Raw genomic sequence first — 15,543 nt, 5'->3', positions numbered from 1 at the left:
ATGGCGGATTTCCTCTACGATAAGATTGCCCTGGTCGGCATCGGCCTGATCGGCTCGTCGCTGGCGCGCGTCATCCGCCGCGAGGGGCTGGCGGGTGAGATCGTCGTTTCGACGCGCAGCGCAGCCACCCTGAAGCGGGCGGAAGACCTCGGACTGGGCGATGCCTACACCACCGACGCGGCGGAAGCCGTGCGCGGCGCCGACCTGGTGATCGTCTCGGTGCCGGTCGGCAGTTCCGGCGCGGTGGCGGCGGAGATCGCGCCTGCGCTGAAACCCGGCGCCACGGTGACCGATGTCGGCTCGACCAAACGCTCGGTGATCGCGCAAATGCAGCCGCACATTCCCACCGGCGTGCATTTCATCCCCGGCCATCCGCTGGCCGGCACGGAGAAGTCGGGGCCCGACGCCGGCTTCGCCGAGCTGTTCGAGAACCGCTGGTGCATTTTCACGCCGCTGCCCGGCACCGATCCCGCCGCACTGGAGAAGCTGTCAAAGTTCTGGCGGCGCTGCGGCTCGAACATCGACACGATGGACGCCGACCATCACGACATGGTGCTGGCGATCGTCTCGCACCTGCCGCACATTATCGCCTACAACATCGTCGGCACCGCCGACGATCTGGAGACGGTAACCAAGTCCGAGGTGATCAAATACGCCGCCTCCGGTTTCCGCGACTTCACACGACTCGCCGCGTCGGACCCCACCATGTGGCGCGACGTCTGCCTGCACAACAAGGACGCCATCCTCGAAATGCTGGCGCGCTTTTCCGAGGATCTTGCGCTGCTGCAGCGCGCCATCCGCTGGGGCGAGGGCGAAAAGCTGTTCGACATATTCACCCGCACCCGCGGCGTGCGGCGCTCGATCATTGAGGCGGGACAAGAGGTCGACGTTCCCGACTTCGGCCGGCAGGCGGTGGAACATCCGGATAAGGGATAGCTCAGTCCACGGGCGGGATGCCGCCGAGCGGGATGAAACCCAGCGTGGCCTTGCCCTTGGTGATCTTGAGCGGCAGCGACGGCTTGCTGCCGAGGAAGGCGAGGCCAGCAAACCCCTGCTTGATCTTGTTCTCCTGCTCGGGAAACACTTGAGCCAGCGACACCGCCAGAGCCTTCGGATCGCTGATCGATACCTTGAAATCAGCGTCGATCAGCCCGTCCTGGTCGATGGAATATGGGCCGGAGAGGATCAGCGCGCCCTTCTCGCCAAGCTGCAGCGTCAGCTTGCGCACGATGCCCGACTGGCCGCGCAGATTGTCGGCGCGGTTTTCGGCAAGCAGTTTCAGCCCGTCCTTGACCGAAAGATCGGCCTCGCCCGTCAAGGGCGGCACGGTGCGGTCGCCGACCACCGACGGGTCGAAGACCAGCCCGGCAAAACTGGCGGCGAGGTCGACATCGGCCTCGTTCGGCCGCATATGCGCCTCGAAGGTCTCGGCCGAAACCAGTTGCGGCCTGCCGTTGGCGCCGACCTTGAGCTGCGTGCCTTCCAGCGAAACGCTTTCCGGCAGCGTCTGGGTCAGGCGCGTACTGGCGCGCAGCGTCTGCCAGTCGAACGCAATCTGCCCGCCGTCCGGCACGGTGACGGTCGCGGGGCTGTCCAGTTCGGCCACCAGCCGCATCGGGTCGTAGATTTGGCCGGCGGAACGGAAAGCGCCTGCCGCGGCACTCACTGCCTGTGCCGGCTGTGCGAAGGCGACGCGGTCGCAGTACAGGCCGATGCGGAATGGATAGCCGCGCACCGCGAGGTTGGCGCACTCGGCTTTGATGCCGCGCTCCTGCATTTTCGCGAGCGCCGTGCGGGTTTCACCCTCGATCCTGCCGGCCAGCCAGAACCATCCGGCGGTATAGCCGGCAATCACGATGAGGATACAGACACCGAGCCAGACAATCCGGCGTCCGTAGCGCCCGTTGGCGCGGGATGGTTCGTGCATCATGCCTTCCGGTCGGGTTTGGCAGCCGCCAAGAGCTTCGCAGTTTCCCCGGACGAAGGGACTCGTCTAGGACTGCTGCGATGGGCGACTCCTCATAGCAGAGACTTGGCTAGGCGATATGGGCGATTTTTGGGTTTTCGGCTACGGCTCGTTGATATGGAGACCAGGTTTTGCCCATACGGAGACCGAAAGGGCGCGCCTGCACGGTTATCGCCGGTCGCTCTGTGTGCATTCACATGTGCATCGCGGCACGCCGCAGCGGCCGGGACTGGTGCTCGGGCTGGATCGCGGCGGGTCGTGCGTCGGGCTGGCGTTCCGCGTTCCCGAGGAGTTACGCGACGAGGTGATGAATTACCTGCGCGAACGCGAACTGGTGACCAACGTCTATCTGGAGCGGGTTCTGCCCGTACGGCTGGACGGTGGCGGCGTTGCGCAGGCGGTGTGCTACATCGTCGACCGGACGCATGCGCAATATGCCGGAAATCTCGGCGAGGCGGAGGCGGCGGCTATCGTGCATGGCGCGATCGGCCAGTCCGGACACAACGAGGATTATGTGTTCAGCACCGTCGAACATCTGGCCGCGCTGGGCATACGCGACCATTGGATGGAGGACGTCGCGCGGCGGCTGCGAGCGCAACGCGTCGCTGGCCCAACCGTCTAACCCGCATTCGGAAGGCAAAATCGGCATGATCTTGTTTGATCCTTGCCCAGGCCGCCTTAGCTTTGTCCGCGAAGCGCCTCCATCCGATCAAATTCATCAGGAACAAGATCATGCAGAAACGCAAACTCGGCGGCACCGCCCTTGACATCGCGCCGCTGGTGCTGGGCGGCAACGTCTTCGGTTGGACGGCCGACGAAAAGACCTCCTTCGACATCCTCGACCGGTTCGTCGATGGCGGGCTGAATGCCATCGACACCGCCGATTCCTATTCGACCTGGGTACCGGGCAATTCCGGCGGCGAATCCGAGACGATCATCGGCAGATGGATGAAAAGCCGGGGCAACCGCGACAAGGTCGTGCTCATCACCAAGGTCGGGTCCGACATGGGGCAGGGCAAGAAGGACCTTTCCGCCGCCTATATCGAACGGGCAATCGAGGCTTCGCTGAAGCGACTGCAGACCGATGTGGTCGACCTCTATTTCTCGCACTGGCCCGATCCGACGGTTCCCTACGAGGAGACGCTCGGCGCCTACGAGAAATTGCTCAAAAAGGGCAAGGTTCGGCATGTCGGAGCGTCGAACCTCGACGCCGGACAGCTCGCCGACGCGTTGAAAGTGTCGAAGGACAACGGCTTGCCGCGCTACGAGGTGCTGCAACCGGAATACAATCTCTACGATCGCTCCTCCTATGACGGAAAACTGCGCGACCTCTGCATGAAGGAGGGGCTCGGCGTGATCACCTATTTCAGCCTCGCCAAGGGTTTTCTCAGCGGCAAGTACCGCAGCGAAGCTGACCTCGGCAAAAGCCAGCGGGGCGGCGGGATAAAATCCTATCTGGACGCGCGCGGCATGCGCATCCTGGCGGCACTCGACGCGGTGTCGGCCAGGCATTCGGCGACGCAAGCGGAAGTGGCGCTGGCCTGGATTATCGCGCGGCCCGGCGTGACGGCCCCGATTGCCAGTGCCACCAATGCGGAACAGGTGAACGGCCTGATCAAGGCGGCGTCGCTGCAACTGACCGCCGCCGATATCGAGGACCTGGACAGAGCCAGCGCGTAAGCGAGCCTTCGTGGAAAGGCTGCTGTCCGGCACTATCGTGCGTGTTCGGCAGCCTTCAGCTCCGCAAGCCGCTTGACCGCCGTCGGTGGCAAAGGAGGGTGGCCGGGCGTATTCGCGGCCTCGACCAGCAAGGCATCGCACCCCGCTTCGGTCTCGCGGATCAATCGCTGCATGAATTCCTCGCGCTCCAGGCCGGCCGGGATCGGCGGCAGAAAGCGGGCTTTGATCGTGCCGGGATAACGCATGAATTTCCGTCGCGGCCAATAAAGCCCGGCGACATGCGCGACCGGCACGACCGGCAGTTTGAGCTGCGAATAGAGCTCTACGATACCGTATTTGTAGGCCGGCTCGTCGCCCGGCGCGCGGCGGGTGCCTTCGGGATAGATGATCAACTGGCGGTCGTCGGCCATTTCGCGTTTCGTGTCGGCAACGACTTTCTTCAGCGCCTTGGCTCGGCTGCCGCGGTTTACCGGGATTAGCCGCATCTTCAAAATGTACCAGCCGAAGAACGGAATCCAGGTCAGTTCGCGCTTCAATATGTAGAGCGGGTCGCGCAGATGAGGAATGAAGGCGATCGCGTCCCAGAAGGACTGGTGTTTCGGCGCGAGGATGAAGGAGCCTTCGGGCAGATTTTCCTGGCCGGTGATTTCGTTCTTCGTGCCGCCCAGTATGTCGTGCAGCCACAATGCCGAGCGTGCCCAGACTTTCGGGACGAACCAGGCCTTCTTGCGCGACATCAGGAAGAACACCGGCGCCCACAGGATCATCTGGACGACCAGGTTCAGATAGAATGCGGCATTGAACAGCAGCGACCGGAAGACGAGCATGGCGGGGCGGGTTTCCTGACGAGATCGTGCGGAATGGCTCCGCCCGCCGTTCGTACATCAGTGGCGCGGCAATGCACAACGCCGTTGCTGTATGGCTTCGACTCTCCCGCCGAGCTCAGGGCGTCGCAGAATCCGGCTTGCGGATGGTGGCGGTGTAGCGCGGTGCGTCGTCGGCCATGACTTCGCCGGGAGACACCACGCTGCGGGCGAGTGCGGCGACATATTTGGTGTATTCGGTGAAGATCACGCGCAGCGCATCCGGCTTGGTCAGCCAGCCGCCGTCGTCCAGCCTCGTATTGACCACGGGATAAGGCTGCAGCTCGGTGTTGGCCACCAGCCTATTCATCTCCAGCATGCTGCGCGGCATGTGGTAGTTGTTGGTTACGAGGATCACGCTGCCATAGTCGTGGCTCTGCACCCATTTGGCGCTCTCCTCGGCATTGCCGATCGTGTCGAGCGCGGCGGTGTCGATGTCGACACAGCAAGAGAACAGATCCTTGTCGCCACCTGTCGCGGCGCGCAGCGATTCACGGCTCGCGAGGGGATTGACGCCGCTGATCAGCAGGCGCTTGCCCTTACCGGTCTTGAGGAGATCGAGCGCTGCGTCAAGGCGAGCCTGGCCTCCGGTGAGCACGATGATGGCGTCGGCTGGCTCCACGTCGTCGGGAGTGGTCAGTTCGCTGACATAGGTGCCGAAAAGGCCAAAGCCGCCGGCGAACAGCCCGGCGGCCGCAACCAAGCCGAAAGCGGAAATGCGCAGGAAAGCCAGAAGACCTCGCCGCTGTGCTTGGCCTGCCACCGCCGAATCGCTCGAATTGGTTTCCAGCATCGACAATCGATAACTCCGAATCATCCGGTTTGGTAGCGCTGTCGTGGCGCGCCACCTGCCGGTTTCCTCACCCGTCCGGCGGACGGAATTCGAGATCGTTGAGATAGGCTATGACCGTGAAATGTGACGTGGCCGCGGTCAGAGCGCCGATGACGAGCACGATCAACGCGACGCCGGCATAACCGGTTGCGCCGATCGCAAAATTGCCGAACAGCGCCGCCGCCTGGTCGGCCTCAGGTGTCGCAAGGTTGCGCGACGACCAGAAGGAGAAGGCGACGAAGACGAAGACAGCCGCCGCGCCGCCCGCCGCCGCGCCCTTCATGCCGGTCAAAAGGAAATGGCGGCGGAATTCGCTGGCGATGAATTTTGCCTCGGCGCCGACGAAATGCAGCACTTCGATGATGTGGCCGTTGCCGGCCATGGCGCCGCGCGTGGCGAAGACGACGGTGAGCACCGTTGCTGACAGCATCAGCACGAGCACCGCGATGCCGAGCGTCACCGTGGTGCGTGCCATGGTGACCAGCCGGTCGACCCAGGTGCGGTGATCGTCCAGCGACAGGCCGGGCACCTTGCCGGTCAGCGCGGTCCGCAACGCCGTGAAATCGGGGGGGCTGTTCTGGTCGATGGTGATGACGACGAGGCGCGGCACCGGGAGTTCGTCGATGTTTAGTCCGGAACCCAGCCACGGCTCCAGCAGCCGCGCCGTGGCTTCGCGGTCGATGATGCGCGCTCCCTTCACGCCCGGGAACTCCCCGGCAATCGCCGCAGCGTCGGCGAGTGCCGCCTCCATGTCGAGCCCGTCGGACGGCTTGATCTGGATCGTCGCCTCGCGGGCGATCTGGTTCTGCCAGACGGAGGCGGTGTCGCGCACCAGCGAGACCGCGCCGAGCGTCAGGCAGGACAGGAAGGTCATGATGGCGATGACGAGAATCAGCGCATTGCCGGCGACATTGTGGGCCGGCACGATCGGCGCGGCGCGGCGTTGCGCACGCTCGTGCTGTACCGCCGTGGGCGGCTGCGCAGAAACCTCGGCCGGCATCTCAATCATAGATGTCGAGCCTTCCGTCGGACAGGATCATGCGGCGCGCGTCGACCTGCTCCATCAGCCCGAGATCGTGGGTGGCGATGACCACGGCGGTGCCCAGCCGGTTTAGTTCGATGAACAGGCGCAGCAGCCGGCGCGCCAGCGGCGGGTCGACATTGCCGGTCGGCTCGTCGGCAAGAAGGATTTCCGGCTGTTCTATAAGCGCGCGGGCGATTGCGGCGCGCTGCTTCTCGCCGCCCGACAGGATAGGCGGCAGCACATGCATGCGCTCGCCGAGCCCGACCCATTTCAGCAGTTCCGAAACGTCCGCCCGGTAGCTGGATTCCTCTCGCCCGCGCACACGCAGCGGCAGGGCAACGTTCTCGTAGGTCGTCATGTGGTCGAGCAGGCGGAAATCCTGGAACACCACGCCGATGCGCCGGCGCATCATCGGCAGTTCCTGGGCGGATATGTGTGAGCGGTCCTTGCCGAAGACATTGATCAGGCCGCGTGTCGGCTTCAGCGACATGAACAGCAGGCGCAGCAGCGTCGTCTTGCCGGCGCCGGATGGACCGCTGAGGAACTGGAAGGAACTCGGCGGAATCTGAAACGAGATGTCCCGGAGAATCTCCGGGCCCATTCCGTAGCGAAGGCCGACGTTCTCGAAGCGGATCAAAGCTGGACTCTGGTTTCCTAGGCTCCGTCGCGAGCCGAACTACACGAATCGACCATCTGCCCGCATGGTTAACCGCCGGTTAAGGATAGGGCGGTGAAATAGCATTGGCCGGATGCGTTGGCCGGAAAGCCGCGACGCGAAGGAGGTATCGACCGTCATGGCCGTGACGAGTACCGCACGCCCGGTTTCCGGCGAAATAATGACCGGCCGGGTTTTGCGCCGCAGCGCAGATGGGCACGCGACGGGCGAACGGGACATCGTGGACGCCGACTTCGAGATCGTCGGCGAGCGGCAACCCATGGTGCCGCGGCAATCGCTCCGGCCACGCGCCGAGGCGGGAATGGACTTCCTCGCGGCGAAACCCGCTCCGGCCCGGCCCGGCCTGTTCGCCAGGCGCGGTGGCGTGCTCTTCTGGAGCGGCGGTGTAGCGCTGGCCTGCATGTCCTTCTGGGTATCAGGTGGCTACGCGCTGGTGCTGCCGCCGGGTGACCCGTCGGCAGCCGCCGGGCCGGCCTTCACCTTGTCGGACATATCGTCCCGTGTCGATTCATCGGGGCCGAGGCCGATGCTGTTCGTGGACGGGCAGGCTGGCAATGACGGAGCGGTCGGCGGGGCGATGCCCGGTCTCGAAATCCGCGTGGCCAGCCTCGACGGAGCCATCACGCGCTACAAGCTGGGGACATCTTCGCGCCAGCTCGATCCCGGCCAGCGTTTTGCCTTTTCCAGCCGGCTCGAGGTGCCTAAAAACGGGGTGAAGTCCGTGTCCGTCACCTTCGCCGAATAGGAAGCGTCAATGCCGGTGGTCCGCAATAAGGAGATCGAAGTGCTGTTCAGCGCCTCGGCGATCGCCAGGCGCAATCTGGAACTCGCCAAGGAGATTGCGGGGCGCGATTATCACGACCTGCTGGTCATCTCGATCCTAAAGGGCTCTTTCGTGTTTGCCGCCGACCTGATCCGCGCCATGCACGATGTCGGTCTGTCGCCGGAGGTCGAGTTCATCTTTATTTCCAGCTACGGCACCGGGACGACCAGCGGCGAGGTGCGTGTGCTGCGGGACATCGACAACGAGGTCAGGGATCGCGACGTCCTGTTGATCGACGACATCCTCGAATCCGGAAAGACGCTGCGCTACACCCGCGAACTCATGCTGTCGCGCGGCGCAAGAAGCTGCTCGATCGCGGTGCTGCTCGACAAGCGTATGCGGCGCCAGACGACCCTCAATGCCGACTATGTCGGTTTTGACTGCCCGGATTATTTCGTCGTCGGATACGGCATGGATGTCGCGCATGCGTTCCGCGAGTTGCCTTTCGTCGGCGTGGTCAAGGGGGATGCGACTTAACCCTCCCCCTTGAGGGGAGGGTCGCGGAGAAAACCGAGCGGCACGCGAGGTTTTTGAAGCGGGGTGGGGCTGGTGCGGCAGTGCTCCATCCGGAGACGACCCCGCCCCGTCTCGCTCGACTCCACTTCGTTCCGTTGGCTCGCCGACCCTCCCCTCTAGGGGGAGGGTTAGCCCGCCGGCGGCGCGAACACTCGAATCGCCTTTGGCCGGATATGGAAATGGGCCGGTGTGTAGGTCGAAAGCTCGCCGTCGGTGTTGACGGGTCGAGGCTTTCTGGTTCGTATCGTCACCTCCGTCGTCTGGAACGCGCGCACGTCGTCCCATTGTCCCTGGGTGCCTTTGCGCAGCGCCGGCAGCAGCGCCAGCAGGCGCCACCAGTGGTCGACTTCCAGGCTGTAGAGGTCGAGCTTCCCGTCCTCCGCCGTCGCAGTCGCTTCGACCGTCATGCCGCCGCCGTAGTATCGGCCGTTGCCGACGGACACCTGCATGGTGCGGATGTGTTCCGTCGTTCCGTCGTGGTCGATATGGGCCGTGAACAGCCGCGAGCGCAGCAGGATGCGCGCCGCGACGATAGCGTAGCCCAGCACGCCCCAGCGCTTCTTGGCATGCTGTGTCAGTTCAGCCGCGAGCTCCGCGCTGAAGCCGATGCTGGCGACGTTGAAGAAGAGATGGCCGTTGACATCGCCGAGGTCGATGTCGCGCAAATGGCCTTCGGCGATGATGTCGGCGGCGTGCTGCAAGTCAGGCGGGATGGAGACGGTTCGGGCAAAATCGTTGGCGGTGCCGAGCGGCAATACGCCGAGCGGCAGACCGGTTTTGACCAGCGCGGGCGCCGCGGCATTCAACGTGCCATCGCCGCCGCCGACGATCACAAGATCACAGCTCGATGCCTGCTGGAGTATCACGTCGTCGATCGTGTCCTCGTCACGCACCTTCACCTCGCACACGTCGAGGCCGGCCGCTTCCAGACGTGCCACCGCGGCGGCGATGGAGCCGGTACCGCGCCGGGCGCGCGGATTGACCACCAGAAGCGCCCGTTTTGCCGTCTGTCCTGCTTGCACTGTTCGCTCCGCCGGCCACTGCCGGCTAGCAAGTAGGGCTTCGAAGCGCCAACGTGAAGACGCCGACGACCGGGCGCTGAAAAAACACCGACTGGCCGGGTTCGTTTTCCATGGGCTGTCGCTTCATTCTTCGAAGCTACCGCTCCCGATTGACTTGCCGCGACGCACTCGCGCATCATGCGTGATGATGGCCCAGCCCAGCCCAGCAGTTCCCGAAAATGCGCTCCCCAAGGCCAGCGAACTCTGCCGTCGTCCGGCCACCGACCTTGCGCGGATGATCGTGCGCCGGCAGGTTTCGGTGACGGACGTGGTTGCCGCGTTCCTCGATCGCATCGACCAGGTGAATGGCGCCGTCAACGCGATCGTCTCGCTGCGCGAGCGTGATGATATCCTCGCCGAGGCACGCGTGGCTGATGCGGTGCTCGCGCGCGGCGCTGAGCCCGGAGCGCTTTTCGGCCTGCCCGTCGCGGTCAAGGATCTGGCGTTGACCAAGGGTATGTGCACGACCTTCGGCTCGCGCATCTTCGCAGATTTCGTCCCGAAGGAGGACGATTTCTTCGTCGAGCGTATGCGTAACGCCGGTGCCATCATCATCGGCAAGACCAACGTGCCGGAATTCGGGTTCGGCTCGCAGACCTACAATGAAGTCTTCGGGACGACGCGCAACGCCCTCGACCAGCGCCTGACCTCCGGCGGTTCGAGCGGCGGCGCGGCCGTTGCGCTGGCGCTTCACATGCTGCCCGTGACCGACGGCAGCGATTTTTGCGGCTCGTTGCGCAATCCCGCTGCTTTCAACAATATTTTCGGCTTCCGTCCGTCGCAGGGCAGAGTGCCGGCCGGCCCTCAGCCCGAGATATTCGTTGCGCAGATGGGGGTCGAAGGGCCGATGGCGCGTAACATCGATGACCTCGCGCTACTGCTCGGCGTGCAGGCAGGCTACGATGCGCGCGCGCCGCTGTCGCTGGATGACGATTTCCCCGGGTCGGCCGGGCCGCGCGACGGGGCGCAGCCTTGGCGCGTCGCCTGGCTCGGCGACCTGGGCGGCCATCTGCCGATGGAAGATGGCATTCTCCACCTCTGCGAAGCGGCGCTTCTCCGTGCCGAGGCAGGTCCGTTTCGAACCGAGCCGTGCGTGCCGGATGTCGATTTCGAGCGCCTCTGGCAAGCTTTTCTGGTGCTGCGCCATTCGACCAGCGGCGCGGCACTGAAGGTTCACTACGACAATCCGGGCCAGCTCGGTCTGTTGAAGCCGGAAGCGATCTGGGAGATCGAAGGCGCATTCGGCCTTACCGCTTCGCAGATCTACGCGGCGTCGACAGTCCGTTCGGACTGGTACAGGGCCGTGCTTCGGCTGTTCGAGCGTTTTGACATTCTGGCGTTGCCAACTGCCCAGGTCTTTCCGTTCGATGCGGAAATCCACTGGCCTTCGGAAATCGGCGGACGCGGGATGGACAGCTACCATCGCTGGATGGAAGTGACCGCTTTCGCCACGCTGGCCGGCTGTCCGGCCATCAGCGTACCAGTTGGTTTCGATGCCCGGGGACGATCGATGGGCATGCAGCTTATAGGCCGGCCGCGTGGCGATGCTGCCTTGCTGAGTGCCGCCGCCAGCTACGAACAGGTCTGCGCGATCAGGACAGGCGCATAGCGGCAACGGTGTTGCGACGCGCTTCGGACAACAATCCGACACCCAAAGAGGGCCGACGCAATCAGCGATGCGTTTCGAACCCGTCCTGAAGGGTAGGGCGAGCCTCGCAGGGCGCGCCTATTCCAGCTTGAGCAGGCGTTCCAGATAGCTCCGCTCCAGTTCGGGGCTGAGCGCGTTTCCAAGCCGCTTACGGATGGCCTCGAGAATCTGGCGGGCGCGCTGCATGTCGATCTCGTCGGGAACCTTGACGGAACTGCCGTCGTCGGGACCGTTGGTGGCGCGGGGCCGACCAAGCGGGTCGCGGTCGGCGTTCTGCTGGCGTCCGCCTTCCTCGCCGCCGCCCTGGTCGCCCTGCATGGCCTGCTGCATCTGCTGCATCATGTCCTGGGCGCCCTTGCGCAATGCCTCAAGCGCGCGGCCCTGCTCGCCGGTGGCGCGGCCGCCGTCGCCGTCCCCCAGCGCGCCCTCGGCCTGGTCCATCGCTTCGCCGGCCTCGCCGAAACCTTCGCCAGGCTGGATGCCCATGCCTTCAAGGCTCTTCATCAGCGCTTCCAGATCGTTGCCGAGCTGGCCCTGGCCTTGCTGAAGCTGCTTCAGCGCTTCGGCGAATTCTTCGGGGGTCATGCCACGTCCCTGCTGGCCTTGTTGGCCTTCGCCCTGCTGGCCTTGCTGGCCCTGATCGCCGCGTTGCTGCTGACGGTTCTGGCCGCGCTGCTGCTCGCCGCGCTGCATCTGGTCCATGCGGAACGTCTCATTCATCATCTCCTGCTGGCGCCGCATGATCTCGCCGAGCTTGTTCATCTGCTGGCGCATTTCGCTTTCCTGGCCACCTTCGCCGGGGCGTTGCTGGCGGCGCGCCTGGAGATTGTTCATCATGTCCTGCAACTGCGACAGCAGTTCCTCGGCCTGCTGCCGGTTGCCCGACTTCGCCAGATTCTCGATCTGGTCCATCATGCGTTCCAGATCGCTCTGGCTGAGTTCCTGGCCGGGTTGCGGCTGCTGCTGGGCGAGGTTCGGATCGCGAGCGGCGCGCTCGGCGAATTCGCGCAGGAATTCGTTCATCGCCTGCCGCAGTTCCTTCATCAGCCTGTCGATTTCCTCGTCGCTGGCACCGTCGCGCAGCGCCTGCTTGAGCGCCTCCTGGGCCTGGCGCAAATTCTTCTCGGCGGTCGACAGGTCGCCGTCCTCGATCTGCAGCGCCATGTTCCAGAGATAGTCGGAAACATCGCGCAGGGCGTCGTCGGTGGCCGCAAGCTGCAGGCGTGTGCGGCCGGCCATGATGCCGAGATAATAGGAGGGGTTGTCGAACGTGTCCTCGGGCCGCAGCGTGATCGCGTCGATCAGGTCGACGACGCGGCGCTTCTGGTTCGCGTCGAGCGAAAGAATCTTCCGCAGTTCGACAACCGCCCGGGCCAGAGGATTGGTGAAGGGCCTCTCGGGCAGGACGATGGTCTTCGTCTCGCTCCTGGCCTCCTGGCCGGCATCGTCCACGGTCGACAACGTCAACTTGATCCGGCTTCCGGCCCAGACGTGTTCGGTCAGGTCACGTGTCGCTTTCAGAGCGATGTCGCGGCCGCCGCGGCGCGGCACCGAGAGCGGCATTTCCGGCGGTCCGTAGAGCGGACGGGCGTCGGCCGACGGCGTGTCCTCCAGCGCGAAATCGGCCTTGGCGGAAGCAGCGCCGTAATCGTCCTCAATCTCATAGCGCAGTTCGAATGCGCCATTGACCGCGCGCTTCGGCTCATCGGAGAACCGGATGACCGGCGGCCTGTCCGGGATAACGGCGAAGGACCAGCTATCGACCGCTTCTCGGTTTTCACCGGCGCGCAGCGACAAGACCCCGTCCGCCGTCAGCTTGCCTTCGAACTGCCGGGGGGCGGCTGGCAGATTGAGCGCCGAAGGCGTGTCCGAGGCGGGGGCCGGCGTCGCGATATCGGCCAGCGCGATGTCGCGCGTCGTGCCATCCTTGTCGGTGAAGGCAAGCTGTTCGTCGCCGGCGCCGCCGGTGACGCGCAAGGCGACGTCGCTGCCGGAGGGCACCGTGAAGAGTGGCGTATCCGCGTTGTTCTGGACAGTGAGGAAGATCGGCGCCTTGCCCGTATAGGGGGGCGGCGTGACCCAGGCGTCGATGCGTGGCGGCAGTGTCTCGGTCAGTGTCACGGCGCGGAAACCGTCTTCCAGCGAGCCACCGCGTGGGCCGAAGGAATAGGCGAAAGCGGTGACCAGCAGCAGCGCGGCGACTGCGCGCAGCCCCCACGGATCGCGCTCCGGCACGCCGGTGCGGGGCAGATCGCTGCCGGCGCCGGCCAGCTTTTCCGCCATGCGCTTCTGGTGCTCGCGCCACAGCGTCTGGGCGAATCCGGTCTCGTTGCCGGCGGGCCGGTCGGTCTGCGCCTGCAAGGGCGTGTGGGTCAGCGCGTTCGCCGCCTCGATGCGCCGGTCGATTTCTTCCGCCCGCGGATTGCGGTAGAAGCGAAGCGGATAAAGCGAGGCGAGGGCTGCGAGAAGCACGGCGGCGAGCAGACCGAAACGCGCCATGTCCGGGATGGCTCGGAAGATGCCGAACCAGGACAGGCTGGCGAAAAGACTGAGCGTGACCAGCAGCGGAATGATGAGCGGCCAGACGCGCTCCAGCATCATCACCGCGCGCGTCACCAGCCTGGTTTGCTTCAAGCGTCTGGAAAAAATCGGCTTTTCCCGGTTCGCGAGCGTTTCCTTCATCGGACTTTCCGGTTTCGGCCGGCACGAAACCCAGCCTGTAGAGTCGGAAGAATACCAACAAAAGCGGCAAATACGAGACGTCTGACAGAATCGTGATGCCGCATCACGGATCGAAAAGCCGGCGACGGCTTGTTTGTTCCCGCCGAAATCGTGACGCCCGGCGTTTCGGGCAAGCCGAAACAAATAGGCTGTTGGCGGATATCAGAGCCAATCGGGCAGCGAATCCAAGCCGATCAGGTCCTCAAAACGGGTGCGCGGACGCACGACGTGAAAGGTGTCGCCCTTAACCAGCACTTCCGGCACCAGCAGGCGTGAATTGTAGGTGCCGGCCTGTACCGCACCATAGGCGCCGGCGGTACCGACGGCGATCAGGTCGCCGGATTCGAGCTTGGGCAGGTCGCGCGACAGGCCGATGTAATCACCGGTCTCGCAAACCGGACCGACCACGTCGACGACCATGCGCTGTGCGTCGACGGGCTGGCGCACCACCGGGAAAATCTCGTGGAAAGCGTCGTAGAGCGTCGGGCGGATCAGGTCGTTCATCGCGGCATCCACGATCAGGAAATTCCGGGCGTCGCCTTCCTTCACATAGATAACCTCGGAGACGAGGATGCCGGCATTGGCGACGATCAGCCGGCCCGGCTCGAACATCACCTTGACGCCGAGATGGCCGGCGCGGCGGCGGATGATGTCGGCATAGGCGTCGGGATGTGGCGGCGGGTCGTTGTCGATGCGGTAAGGCACGCCGAGCCCGCCGCCGAAATCGATGTGGTCTATTGTGTGGCCATCGGCGCGCAGCGTTGCGACGAGATCGGCGAGGATCGAGAAAGCGTCATCGAAAGGCTGCAGGTCGGTGATCTGGCTGCCGATATGCATGTCGATGCCGGTCACTTTTAAGCCCGGCAGTTCGGCGGCGCGGGCATAGACCTCGCGAGCGCGCTGGCGCGGGATGCCGAACTTGTTCTCGGCATTGCCGGTCGAGATTTTCTTGTGTGTCTTGGCGTCGACATCCGGATTGATGCGCAGCGACACCGGAGCAACCTTGCCGGCCGCGACGGCGCGCCGTGACAGCAGTTCCAGTTCCGGTTCGGATTCGACGTTGAAGCACAGGATGCCGGCGGCGAGCGCGAAATCCATCTCGCGCGTTGTCTTGCCGACGCCGGAGAACAGAATCTTGTCAGCCGGTACGCCGGCGGCGAGAGCGCGCCGCATCTCGCCCTCCGAAACCACATCCGCCCCTGCGCCAAGCCGGGCCAGCGTGGCGATCACCGCCTGGTTCGAATTCGCCTTCATCGCGTAGCAGACGAGCGCTTCTAGGCCCGTGAACGACCGCTTGAAGACGTTGTAGTGCCGCTCCAGCGTCGCTGTGGAATAGCAATAGAACGGCGTGCCAACCGTGAGTGCAATGTCCGGGACAGGAACATCCTCGGCATGCAAAACGCCGTCGCGGAATTCGAAATGGTTCATTGTCAGGTTCCGCGAGGAAGAATGGTCGCGATCGTCGGAGAAAGGTTTACTGGATCAGTTTGTCGAGAATGAAGGGCTTGTCTTCGACCGGTTTCTGCGGTTCGGGCGGCAGCGGCTCGCCAGCCTTCTCAGCATCCTTGCGTGCCTGCACGGCGGCGCCATAGGGCGTGTCGAGGTCGGATCTGCGGCCGCAGGCGGCCGTCGCACCGAGAGCCGCGACAAGCGCGATCGTCGTCATCAGCCGTGCCGCAACCATCGTCTTTCCATTCGGGTTAATCGTGCGGTGCTTGTAGCGGAGTTTTCGG

Annotated in this window: 15 protein-coding genes; 6 read left to right on the top strand and 9 right to left on the bottom strand. The window is 64.4% G+C overall.

Going from position 1 to position 15,543, the window contains the following annotated elements; translation table 11 throughout:
* Entirely contained in the window at positions 1 to 936 is a 936-nt protein-coding gene (locus ABMA59_RS20010) for a prephenate/arogenate dehydrogenase family protein (RefSeq protein WP_349007147.1), read from the top strand.
* 1 nt (position 937) lies between these two features.
* Here ABMA59_RS20010 and ABMA59_RS20005 read toward each other — a convergent pair whose 3' ends face one another.
* Complete coding sequence (locus tag ABMA59_RS20005; protein WP_349007146.1) at positions 938 to 1,927, bottom strand: DUF2125 domain-containing protein; 990 nt, start codon at positions 1,925 to 1,927, stop codon at positions 938 to 940.
* A 118-nt stretch (positions 1,928 to 2,045) separates the two neighbouring features.
* Here ABMA59_RS20005 and ABMA59_RS20000 point away from each other — a divergent pair, with 118 nt between their 5' ends.
* The gene (locus ABMA59_RS20000) at positions 2,046 to 2,588 is read left to right on the top strand and encodes a gamma-glutamylcyclotransferase (protein WP_349007145.1); all 543 of its coding nucleotides are present in this window, start codon (positions 2,046 to 2,048) and stop codon (positions 2,586 to 2,588) included.
* Between the two features lie 110 nt (positions 2,589 to 2,698).
* The gene (locus ABMA59_RS19995; RefSeq protein WP_349007144.1) at positions 2,699 to 3,646 is read left to right on the top strand and encodes an aldo/keto reductase; all 948 of its coding nucleotides are present in this window, start codon (positions 2,699 to 2,701) and stop codon (positions 3,644 to 3,646) included.
* 32 nt (positions 3,647 to 3,678) lie between these two features.
* Here the strand turns inward: ABMA59_RS19995 and ABMA59_RS19990 are convergent, their stop codons facing one another.
* The 4 genes from ABMA59_RS19990 to ftsE form a co-directional block, all read right to left on the bottom strand.
* A complete protein-coding gene (locus ABMA59_RS19990) occupies positions 3,679 to 4,473 on the bottom strand; it encodes a lysophospholipid acyltransferase family protein (protein WP_349007143.1) in 795 nt (264 codons plus the stop codon).
* A 115-nt stretch (positions 4,474 to 4,588) separates the two neighbouring features.
* Complete coding sequence (locus tag ABMA59_RS19985; protein ID WP_349007284.1) at positions 4,589 to 5,302, bottom strand: YdcF family protein; 714 nt, start codon at positions 5,300 to 5,302, stop codon at positions 4,589 to 4,591.
* A 67-nt stretch (positions 5,303 to 5,369) separates the two neighbouring features.
* Complete coding sequence (locus ABMA59_RS19980) at positions 5,370 to 6,350, bottom strand: cell division protein FtsX (RefSeq protein ID WP_425475953.1); 981 nt, start codon at positions 6,348 to 6,350, stop codon at positions 5,370 to 5,372.
* Positions 6,343 to 7,002 (bottom strand): cell division ATP-binding protein FtsE, encoded by a 660-nt coding sequence (gene ftsE / locus ABMA59_RS19975; RefSeq protein ID WP_349007142.1) that lies wholly within the window; start codon positions 7,000 to 7,002, stop codon positions 6,343 to 6,345. The genes ABMA59_RS19980 and ftsE overlap by 8 nt, the downstream gene beginning before the upstream one ends.
* A 157-nt stretch (positions 7,003 to 7,159) precedes the next feature.
* On the opposite strand from ftsE, the gene ABMA59_RS19970 reads away from it, so the two are divergent.
* Together ABMA59_RS19970 and hpt are read left to right on the top strand one after the other, a co-directional pair.
* Complete coding sequence (locus tag ABMA59_RS19970) at positions 7,160 to 7,786, top strand: hypothetical protein (RefSeq protein ID WP_349007141.1); 627 nt, start codon at positions 7,160 to 7,162, stop codon at positions 7,784 to 7,786.
* Between the two features lie 9 nt (positions 7,787 to 7,795).
* Positions 7,796 to 8,341 carry a hypoxanthine phosphoribosyltransferase gene (gene hpt, locus ABMA59_RS19965; protein WP_349007140.1) on the top strand — a complete coding sequence of 182 codons (546 nt, stop codon included), beginning with the start codon at positions 7,796 to 7,798 and terminating at the stop codon, positions 8,339 to 8,341.
* A gap of 167 nt (positions 8,342 to 8,508) precedes the next feature.
* On the opposite strand, the gene ABMA59_RS19960 is transcribed toward hpt, so the two are convergent.
* Positions 8,509 to 9,402 carry a lipid kinase gene (locus ABMA59_RS19960; RefSeq protein WP_349007139.1) on the bottom strand — a complete coding sequence of 298 codons (894 nt, stop codon included), beginning with the start codon at positions 9,400 to 9,402 and terminating at the stop codon, positions 8,509 to 8,511.
* Between the two features lie 187 nt (positions 9,403 to 9,589).
* Here ABMA59_RS19960 and ABMA59_RS19955 point away from each other — a divergent pair, with 187 nt between their 5' ends.
* Positions 9,590 to 11,050 carry an amidase gene (locus ABMA59_RS19955; protein ID WP_349007138.1) on the top strand — a complete coding sequence of 487 codons (1,461 nt, stop codon included), beginning with the start codon at positions 9,590 to 9,592 and terminating at the stop codon, positions 11,048 to 11,050.
* 117 nt (positions 11,051 to 11,167) lie between these two features.
* Here the strand turns inward: ABMA59_RS19955 and ABMA59_RS19950 are convergent, their stop codons facing one another.
* The 3 genes from ABMA59_RS19950 to ABMA59_RS19940 all read right to left on the bottom strand — a co-directional run bounded on the left by ABMA59_RS19950 (position 11,168) and on the right by ABMA59_RS19940 (position 15,494).
* Positions 11,168 to 13,771 (bottom strand): TIGR02302 family protein, encoded by a 2,604-nt coding sequence (locus tag ABMA59_RS19950; protein ID WP_349007137.1) that lies wholly within the window; start codon positions 13,769 to 13,771, stop codon positions 11,168 to 11,170.
* Positions 13,772 to 13,972: 201 nt separating this feature from the next.
* Positions 13,973 to 15,238, bottom strand: coding sequence for a diaminopimelate decarboxylase (lysA, locus tag ABMA59_RS19945; RefSeq protein ID WP_349007136.1), 1,266 nt, complete (start codon positions 15,236 to 15,238; stop codon positions 13,973 to 13,975).
* A gap of 46 nt (positions 15,239 to 15,284) precedes the next feature.
* Complete coding sequence (locus tag ABMA59_RS19940; RefSeq protein ID WP_349007282.1) at positions 15,285 to 15,494, bottom strand: hypothetical protein; 210 nt, start codon at positions 15,492 to 15,494, stop codon at positions 15,285 to 15,287.
* Between the last annotated feature and the right edge of the window lie 49 nt (positions 15,495 to 15,543).

Origin of the sequence: Mesorhizobium yinganensis, from assembly GCF_040081985.1 — a bacterium.
Lineage (GTDB): Bacteria > Pseudomonadota > Alphaproteobacteria > Rhizobiales > Rhizobiaceae > Kumtagia > Kumtagia yinganensis.
This window is presented reverse-complemented; position numbering and strand designations above follow the sequence as displayed.